The 9100-nt window shown below is 38.2% G+C and carries 9 protein-coding genes and 1 tRNA gene; 5 read left to right on the top strand and 5 right to left on the bottom strand.

Going from position 1 to position 9100, the window contains the following annotated elements; all coding sequences use genetic code 11:
• Positions 1–559 (top strand): hypothetical protein (locus ACLFMM_RS02420; protein ID WP_410807120.1); only part of this gene is annotated, 559 nt, incomplete at its 5' end.
• A 512-nt stretch (positions 560–1071) separates the two neighbouring features.
• On the opposite strand, the gene ACLFMM_RS02415 is transcribed toward ACLFMM_RS02420, so the two are convergent.
• Positions 1072–1145: transfer RNA gene (locus tag ACLFMM_RS02415), tRNA-Val, on the bottom strand.
• Positions 1146–1300: 155 nt separating this feature from the next.
• Here ACLFMM_RS02415 and ACLFMM_RS02410 point away from each other — a divergent pair.
• The 4 genes from ACLFMM_RS02410 to tpiA are packed head-to-tail and all read left to right on the top strand — an operon-like array spanning position 1301 to position 5033.
• The gene (locus tag ACLFMM_RS02410) at positions 1301–2452 is read left to right on the top strand and encodes a geranylgeranyl reductase family protein (RefSeq protein WP_410807119.1); all 1152 of its coding nucleotides are present in this window, start codon (positions 1301–1303) and stop codon (positions 2450–2452) included.
• A gap of 15 nt (positions 2453–2467) precedes the next feature.
• Entirely contained in the window at positions 2468–3079 is a 612-nt protein-coding gene (locus tag ACLFMM_RS02405) for an endonuclease III domain-containing protein (RefSeq protein ID WP_410807118.1), read from the top strand.
• Positions 3080–3130: 51 nt separating this feature from the next.
• Positions 3131–4309, top strand: a complete 1179-nt coding sequence (locus tag ACLFMM_RS02400; protein ID WP_410807117.1) for a bifunctional 5,6,7,8-tetrahydromethanopterin hydro-lyase/3-hexulose-6-phosphate synthase — start codon at positions 3131–3133, stop codon at positions 4307–4309.
• Positions 4310–4355: 46 nt separating this feature from the next.
• Positions 4356–5033 carry a triose-phosphate isomerase gene (tpiA, locus tag ACLFMM_RS02395; protein WP_410807116.1) on the top strand — a complete coding sequence of 226 codons (678 nt, stop codon included), beginning with the start codon at positions 4356–4358 and terminating at the stop codon, positions 5031–5033.
• 17 nt (positions 5034–5050) lie between these two features.
• On the opposite strand, the gene ACLFMM_RS02390 is transcribed toward tpiA, so the two are convergent.
• From ACLFMM_RS02390 to ACLFMM_RS02375, 4 genes are read right to left on the bottom strand one after another with little or no spacing between them, the layout of a single operon-like run.
• On the bottom strand, positions 5051–6442 hold the full coding sequence (locus tag ACLFMM_RS02390) for a prephenate dehydrogenase (protein ID WP_410807123.1): 1392 nt from the start codon (positions 6440–6442) through the stop codon (positions 5051–5053).
• Positions 6376–7203 carry a shikimate dehydrogenase gene (aroE, locus tag ACLFMM_RS02385; protein WP_410807115.1) on the bottom strand — a complete coding sequence of 276 codons (828 nt, stop codon included), beginning with the start codon at positions 7201–7203 and terminating at the stop codon, positions 6376–6378. Before aroE ends, ACLFMM_RS02390 begins: the two co-directional genes overlap by 67 nt.
• On the bottom strand, positions 7200–7934 hold the full coding sequence (aroD, locus tag ACLFMM_RS02380; protein WP_410807114.1) for a type I 3-dehydroquinate dehydratase: 735 nt from the start codon (positions 7932–7934) through the stop codon (positions 7200–7202). Before aroD ends, aroE begins: the two co-directional genes overlap by 4 nt.
• Entirely contained in the window at positions 7924–9069 is a 1146-nt protein-coding gene (locus ACLFMM_RS02375; RefSeq protein WP_410807113.1) for a 3-dehydroquinate synthase II, read from the bottom strand. Before ACLFMM_RS02375 ends, aroD begins: the two co-directional genes overlap by 11 nt.
• Positions 9070–9100: the final 31 nt, after the last annotated feature.

Below are 9100 nucleotides of genomic sequence, written 5' to 3'. Positions count from 1 at the left end.
TAAGACAAAATTGGAAATAAATTACAAGATTAGAAAAAAATTAACACCCCAACTAATTGAAAATAAATATGAAATAATACGACTTCGTACTGAATTAGGTAAACTTATTAATTCATATAAATCTGAAAAAAAGAATGTACCTGGCCTATTAAGTAAAATATATACATATGCAAGTAATAAACATAGTTTTCATATAAAGATATTTGATTCTATGGTTTATAAGTTAAATTATATAGAAAATAATTTTAATAAAAAGGAAAGTTATGAATCATATAAATTTAACAAAAAGTTTACGTGGATAATTTTGTTTATTACTCCATTCTTTACAATGTCATTATTAATGTTACTTTCTATAAATTATTTTTTATTGTCAGATGATTTTAAAGCTTTAATATTCATAGCATTATTTATGTTAGTTACAGTCATTTATTCAATTTACGAATATTTGAATTATCTGAAGCTCAAAATCATGTCGAAAATTTTTATCTATGCATTACCTAAAGTAATTTATGACATAGAAAAAAGGAGGAGCAAAGTTAACAAGTTACGATCGGTCTGACCTTAATTTGACATCAGTCCCAATTAATGTTTTCTAATGCTTCTTTCCATCTCATTTTAACTAAATTATCGATTTTTTCGTTACGTTGGTAACATCTGTTTTTGAATATGATGTTTTTACGTAAGCATTATAAATAAAACTATACAGAAAGTTATACAAAAGTTGTACAACTTATAGTTATTAAAGGGGTTATAAATAATGAAACTTATTGGCAAATCAAAAATTACAAAGCATAGAGCTAAAACAAATTTTGAATATCCATTGTTAAGGCTTCCACAATTCTATGCGCACTTAATTGGAGAAACTGCACAGATTTACAAAATCGATAAGGATGGGAAAACTTTCTTCTTAATTTCTTTGGATGAAGATTTTGATGGTGAGATAAAAGTTGTACAACCAAATGAAGAAATAAATGTAGATGAAAAAATTAAAATCCTCGAATCTCAAATCGAAGAATTCAGAAACCTTATTCTCCGTAAGCAGCCAAGTATCATTCAATCAGAAAACAGAGATGGGCCCGTCGAGATTCGAACTCGAGACCTCCGCCGTGTGAAGGCGACGTCATGACCATCTAGACTACAGGCCCTTACAAATCCACAGATATGTTTTTTGCCTATAAGTTAATTGCAAACAAGCTAACATCGAATATGGTTATTATTATAAATATGGTATAGTCAATTAAGTGTTCAATCTGTAATTCATGCCAATTTTCAAATATTAGTCTTTCTATTTTTATATTTCATGCAGGATGTTATAGTAGTTGGAGCTGGTCCAGCAGGTTCAACAGCTGCAAAATATACCTCAGAAGCAGGATTGAACACGCTGATTATTGAAAAAGATAACCTTCCAAGGGATAAAACCTGTGCAGGGGCTGTATCCAGTCAGGCATTAAAAAGCCTTGACTATGACATACCAAAACATCTGGTAAAAAGGCAGTGTTTTGGAGCAAGAGTAAGATATGGCGGACATGTTCTTGAGTCCCGTTCAGAAAGACAGGTCGCTTCAATGGTTTCCAGAAAAGAATTTGATAATTATCTTACTTCAAAAGCCGTTGATTCAGGTTCAGCACTCTTTCAAAATACCCGTGTAAAATCCGTGGACGTAAAACGTGATTTTGTAGAAGTTAATACCACTGCAGGTGTATTTAAATCAAAAGCTTTAATAGGTGCAGATGGTGTGAGCAGTGTCTGTGCCAGATGTGTGAGACCCAGATTCAAATCAGATGAGATTGCATTTTCACTTGCTGCAGAAATACCGGTATCTGGTGAATATGTTGATGAAAATATCTTAGATATTGTTGAATTTCATTTTGATAAAGTTAAAAAGGGTTATGGTTGGATATTTCCCAAGGATAAATATTTGTCAGTAGGAATTGGTGGGATTAATGCAGTAAAAACATCAAAACCACTCAAATCCTATAATGATTTTATATCTGGTCTTGGGTTTGATTATGTAAAACCCAGAGGGCATTTTCTACCGATAGGCGGCATCAAAAGAAGGATCTGCAACAACCGTGTTCTGCTTGCAGGTGATGCTGCAGGATTTGTAGATGCATTTCTAGGTGAGGGTATATCCTATGCGATAATATCCGGTAAATTGGCTGCTGAAACTCTAATCGATGCTTATCAAAAAAATAATTTTTCAGAATCATTACTCTACAACTATCAGGATAGATGTGATTATGAGTTTGGTGACAATCTGAAATATTCATACATGCTGTCAAGAATATTTTACCGCTACCCTGATGTTTTTGCAAAAATGCTTGCAACAAACGAACCTATGCTTTATCGATTTATCCATCTGGTGACCGGTGGTTCCGGATACGCATCATTTATAAAATGGCTGTTGCCAAGAATGCCGTATTATACAGCAAAGAATTTTATACCATTATGATTTTAGACCAGACTAATGAGTATTGAAAAGGTCCTGAAACGTCTTGGAAACGAATATCCTGATATTTTCTATTACCAGAACAATGATCCTTTTTATGTACTGATTACAACTGTGCTATCTCAGAGGACACGTGACAGTGAAACAAATTCTGCAGCTGAAAACCTTTTCAAACAATTCAATTCGCCGGAAGAATTGATTAATGCTGATGAAGATGAAATAGAAAGTTTGATAAAAAATGTAGGCTTTTATCGTGTGAAAACCCACCGTATTAAATACATATCTGGGATGATACTGGATGAGTATAATGGACAGGTTCCAGATAATATCAATGACCTTCTGAAACTCCCGGGTGTTGGTAGAAAAACAGCAAATTGTGTGCTAACATATGCATTTTGCAAAAAAGCAATTGCTGTAGATACCCATGTTCACAGAATATCAAACCGTCTTGGCATGGTTGACACAAAAACACCTGAGCAGACAGAAGATGAACTTAAAAACACAGTTCCTGAAAGTTTGTGGAACCAGATTAACGAATTGTTTGTACGCTTTGGTCAAAATACATGTCGTCCGGTATCACCCAAATGTGATTCATGTGTTTTGAATGATTTATGTCCAAAATTAATCTAATGTTTATCAATTTACAATATCTATAATAAAAAAACAAAATGTTGGTGTACTATGTTATTGGTTGGAGAAGCATTAATAGGTGAAGAACCAGAACTTGCACATGTAGACCTTATGGTTGGTGACAAGGATGGACCGGTAGGACAGGCGTTTGCGACAGGTATGACACAGTTGTCTGCGGGACATACTCCCATGCTTTCTGTTATACGTCCAAATCTGCCTACCAAGCCATCTACATTGATTGTACCAAAGGTCACTGTGCACAATATGAAACAGGCAGAACAGATATTTGGACCGGCACAGGCAGCTGTAGCAAAAGCAGTCGCAGATTCGGTTGAAGATGGAATCATACCAAAGGACAAAGCTGAAGAGCTTGTACTGGTTGCAAGTGTGTTTATACATCCTAAAGCATCTGATTATAACAAAATCTACAGATACAATTATGGGGCTACCAAACTTGCACTCAGACGTGCAATGGATGAATTCCCAGATATTGACACGGTATTTGAAGAAAAGGACAAGAGTATGCATGCTATCATGGGATTCAAAGTAACAAGGTTGTGGGACCCACCATATCTACAGGTTGCACTGGATAATCCAAACCTTGATGCAGTGAAGAATATAATATCTCAACTGCCACAAAGCGACCATCTGATACTAGAAGCGGGGACACCTCTAATCAAACGCTACGGTGTGGATGTTGTATCACGTCTCAGGGAAGTCAAACCCGATGCGTTTATAGTTGCGGATTTAAAGACACTGGATACCGGAAACCTTGAAGCACGTATGGTGTCAGATGCTACAGCAGATGCGATAGTTGTATCAGCACTGGCACCGGTGTCTACCATTAACAAAGCAATTAATGAAGCCCACAAGACTGGTATTTATGTGGTTATGGATACACTCAATGAACCGGATCCGATGTCAGTACTCAAACAACTGGATGAACTTCCTGATATTGTCGAACTTCATCGGGCAATTGATGTGGAAGAAACCGAATATGCATGGGGAAGCATCGATGCAATCAAGGAACTGTCACCAAAGATAATGGTTGCTGTCGCAGGTGGTATACGTGTTGATACAATACCAGAGGCTCTAAAAGCCGGTGCAGATGTTGTGGTGGCTGGAAGAGCAATCACAAATGCCAAGGATGTCCGTCAAGTGGCTGAGAATTTCCTTGATGTCCTGAATAAACCGGAAATCGACCAGTATAGAGTAATGACTGATTTTTAAAATGTGGATGTTATCCACATCTATTATTTATTCAGGAGGGGTATAAATGAAATCAGATAAAACACCTGTAATAGTGGTAAATCTAAAAACCTATCTACAGGGAACAGGAGAAAAGGCAGTAACAATTGCCAAAGCCTGCAGGGATGTTGCAGAAAGGTATAATGTAGGTATAGCGGTTGCACCTCAGTTCTGTGACATATACCGTGTGGCATCACAGGTAGATGTGCCGGTGTATTCACAACATATCGATGGAATCGGTGCAGGGAGTCATACAGGTCAGATTCTGGCACAGTGTGTAAAAGATGCCGGTGCAGTCGGAACACTGATTAATCATTCAGAAAGAAGGTTAACACTTGCAGACATTGATTACTCGGTAAAAGCAGCAAATGAAGCAGGTCTTTATACAATAGTTTGTACCAATAATGTGGAAACCAGTGCTTCAGCGGCTTCCCTTGGTCCTGATTATGTGGCAATTGAACCACCCGAACTCATAGGTACAGGTGTACCGGTTTCAAGCGCAGACCCACAGGTTGTTAAGGGTTCTGTAGATGCGGTTAAAAACATAAATTCGGATGTAAAGGTTCTCTGTGGTGCAGGGATATCCAAAGGCGAAGATTTAAAAGCCGCACTTGACCTTGGTTCTGCAGGAGTTTTGCTGGCTTCTGGTATTGTTAAGGCAGAAGACCCTGAAAAAGCGCTTGAACACCTTGTAAGCCAGATTTGATTAACATTTTTTTTATTTTAACTTCTGGGCTCACATCCCAGACCTTCTAGCAACCTTGTGATATCTTTCTGGACACTGTTCGGGTCTGCATCTCCCAGAATTGTCATCCTGTATGTTACACTTAGTTTTTCAGTATTTTTAAAACCTGAAAACGTATCAATAATTTCAGTATTTACAATCTTATCGTTACTGGAAATAACTTTCATGATAGTTTCAGGGACAGCATTGACTGGAATAAAAACTGATATATCTCTTGTAATGTGTTTCAGGTTCCTGATTTTCCATTCCCTTAGTTCGCTTTCGGATAGAAGACGGATATTTTCAATTTTAAGTGAGACGGTTTTTTTCTGGTATGATTTGGATAAAATCACATTCCTTGGTTTCACTTTTTCAATGGTACCAACATGTATAGTTCCTGAGTATCTGTGTTCAAGCCCACATTCTTTTCCGATAAATCCGGCAATCTGGTCAAATTCCTGCAGTTTCGAGTTTATGATTTTGTCAGAACGATGCAGAGCTGATGTGGTATCACCAAAATGAGATGCTGAAGATTTCATATTTTCTACAAAACTTTCTACATCATGCTGTCTAACAGTTTCGGAAATGTTGTTGCATTCTTTTTTAAATGCTTCATGTACTTTTAAAACTTCAGGATTTTCCATTTGTATAAGTGCATATAAATAGGGGTTTTGACCGATGATTCTACCCACAAAATCAATCATTATGTCATACACAGGACTCATGAACCTTCTGGATTCAGAAACATCAAAATCCAGCCTTTTAAAAGTAGATCCGATGGTTATATATGCAAAATGGGTGAGCCCCTGTACCACTGAAACAAACCTGTCATGTTCTCTCGGGTTGATTATTTCTATATGTGCACCATTGTCTTCAAAAAGGGATTTCATAATAGGGAACCAATTATCACATCTATCGGGTATCGGTGTCATTATAACTATCTGACCATATAAACTCGGTATTGAAGGTCCAAACATTGGATGTGTTCCAAGGATTTCAACATTTTCTGGTGCATATTTTTTCATGGCTTCAACAGGTTTTGATTTTATCGATGTAAAATCCATCAGCAAACTGCCGGGTTTCATTTTTGGAGCAGTCTCAGAAATTACTTTTTCAGTGATATCGATGGGTACTGACACAATAACGATATCATTTTCCTGGATAGCTATGTCAAGGTCAATGGCAAAATTAACACCTATCTTATCAGCAATATCCACACGCCGGCTTCTACCCCACAGTGTGACCTGATATCCATGTCTTTTGAAAAACCTGGCAAACCATTGACCCATCTCACCGGTACCACCGATTATCAGGATGCGTTTGTTCAACCTTTCAGCTCCTCCATGACTGCATTTTTCATGGTTTCTATCGGTGGATACACACCAGTCCAGATTTTGAAAGCTTCTGCACCCTGATACACAAACATCATCAACCCGTTAATCGATGTAGCACCTGCAGATTTTGCTTCCTTTAAAAGTCGGGTTTCCAGTGGGTTATATACAATATCAAAAACAACGAGTTCAGGATGCATCTGGTCACCGGTTACAATAGTGTTGTCTGTATAGGGGTGCATTCCGACGGTGGTTGTATTTATAAGAATGTCGGAATCTGCAATCAGTTCTTTTAAATTTGAAATCCTGGTGCCTCTTGCATCACCGATACTTCTGACATCTTCTGCGAGTTCAATTGCTTTATTTTCTGTACGATTGGCAATGATTAATTCTGCACCATCATTTGCAAACTGGAAACTTATCGCTCTGGCAGCCCCCCCGGCCCCAAGAACCATTATTTTTCTACCATCGATGTCAACACCGGCATCTGAAAGTGCATGTTTTGCACCCAGTCCATCGGTGTTGTATCCCCAGATTTTGTTTTTGTCCTCAAAATCTACAGTATTTATCGCTCCAATCCTTGCAGCCAGGGGGTCAGCAGTAACAATTTTGAGCGCTTCCTGTTTGAGAGGGACGGTAATATTAACTCCACCAAATCCCATTGCACCGGCACCTATCAGTGCCTCTTTAAGTGAATCTTTCCTGATTCTAAAGGCGTGGTATACATTGTCCATGCCAAGTTCTGAAAATGCTGCATTATGCATTACCGGAGATAGTGAATGTTCTACAGGGTCACCAAATACACCAAAAACTTTTTTCATAAAACCATCTCCATGCATTCCTTTAATTTATCAATCCTCAATTGTCCGGGTGCAACTGCACTGGTAACAGAACCGTAAGTGAGGACAGAACCATAACATGGAGATATTATTCTTGAATGTTTTCCAAGTTCTCCCATAGAAATGGTTGAGATAGGCTTCGGAAAATCGATGGTTACCTGCAACATGTCTAAAACATCCTGCATGGTTTCCGGCATCATTGCCAGCTTTGCAATATCTGCGCCACTGTCATGACATCTATCCAGTACCGCATACATTTCTTTAACAGAAGGTGTGGATGTAAATTTGTGTGATGAAACAATAACAGTTACATCTGCATTACCGGCACTTTTTATCACCCAATTTTTCTCAGGTGCCGATAGTTCAATATCTACTGCATCCACTGATGGTATAATATCCAATAAAAGGTTTATCCTGTCCCTTTCAGTTCCAGACCAGTTACCTCCTTCTTCTCTGGATCTCAAAGTAGCAATAAAAGGTAAATTTACCTTGGACCTGATTTTTTCTATAGTATCCCAAGCATCTTCAGATGTTAGGATGTTTAGCAAGTCAAATCGAATTTCCAGTATATCAGCACCCAGCTGTTTTGCTGTTATAGATGAATCCACAGGCTCTCCACCTATTGATGCGACAATACCTGTTTTTTTTTGCAGGTCGACTTCTCCAATTGAGACCCCTATTTGTATACCCCCATCATCAGTTTTATTTTTCAATTATAGTTTCATTCACCTTGGTACCAAAGTGCCTTGCACCCTTTTCAAGATGTACAAGTATTTCATCACCTTTTTTCAGGTCAGAAATCGAAACAGGGTTTTTGTCTTTATCCACCAGTTTTATGGTCTCCGCATTTTGCAGTATGGTCCTTAAAACCACACCATCTGCTTCAGCTTCAACAAGCATCAAAGGTCTTCGCTCAATTTTCACTCTGCCGACGATTCCTGTTTTTTGATTTCCTTCTGCATCTACTATGGTAACTTCATCTCCTGATTCAAGTTCGGAAAGGTATCTGGTTTTATCACTTACTTGTACATAGGCATGAACTGCACCAGCATTAACCCTGAACGGTCGAGATGCTACATAGGGACTCTCTTCAGATTCAGAATGTACTAGGAAAAGACCCTTTGACTGCGAACCAACAAGCATTCCTTCTCCCCGTTGCATCAAATTGCAGGTATCTACACATACTCTGTCACCCATTCCAACCGGCTCAATTCGGGTTATTACCGCAGGAGTAAGTTCTGTTTTTGCAATTTCTGATTTTTCAGCAGTTGCAGTGGTTTCTTTGATTGTATTCGGGTCATCCGAATCGAGTAAAACGCCATCAGAACCGTGTTCAAGTGTCTCCAGAGCAATTTTTGCTTCATCTGCAGTTTTTACTCCCGAAATGATTTGTACATCTTTATCCTGCAGTTTTGCAATCAGATTTTCAAGTGGAATTACCTGCCAGTCTATACCGATGGTAATTACGTAGTCGCAGATTTCTCCCAGCTCTACAGCAAAATTCTCATAATCCTTATTTTTAATGACCACATATCCTGCAACCTTTTTACCTTTCTCTTTCAGCTGGTTTATAGTTGTTATATCCCATGACCCGGAAAAATCAGACGGAAGTGGTTTTGTACCGTCACCTTCTCCTCCTTTTCCGACAACCACTATATCAGCATCGGATTTTGCATCACCAAATGCTGCAACAGTAATGTTGCCCAGTTTCCTGACTTTTTCCACATCTTCTGAATTGACAAGTACACAATCTGCACCTGATTCAAGTCCGTTAGTGATTCTGCCCTTACGACTGTCCCAGTTGCTCTTATCAGCTTTTATCCAGATGGATTTGTTTTTATTACTCATGGTTGACCTATTGGTTTAAACTGATTTTATA

The organism is Methanohalobium sp., assembly GCF_046546175.1.
GTDB lineage: Archaea > Halobacteriota > Methanosarcinia > Methanosarcinales > Methanosarcinaceae > Methanohalobium.
The sequence above is the reverse complement of the archived record's forward strand: the minus strand, read 5'-3'. Positions and strand labels throughout refer to the sequence as shown.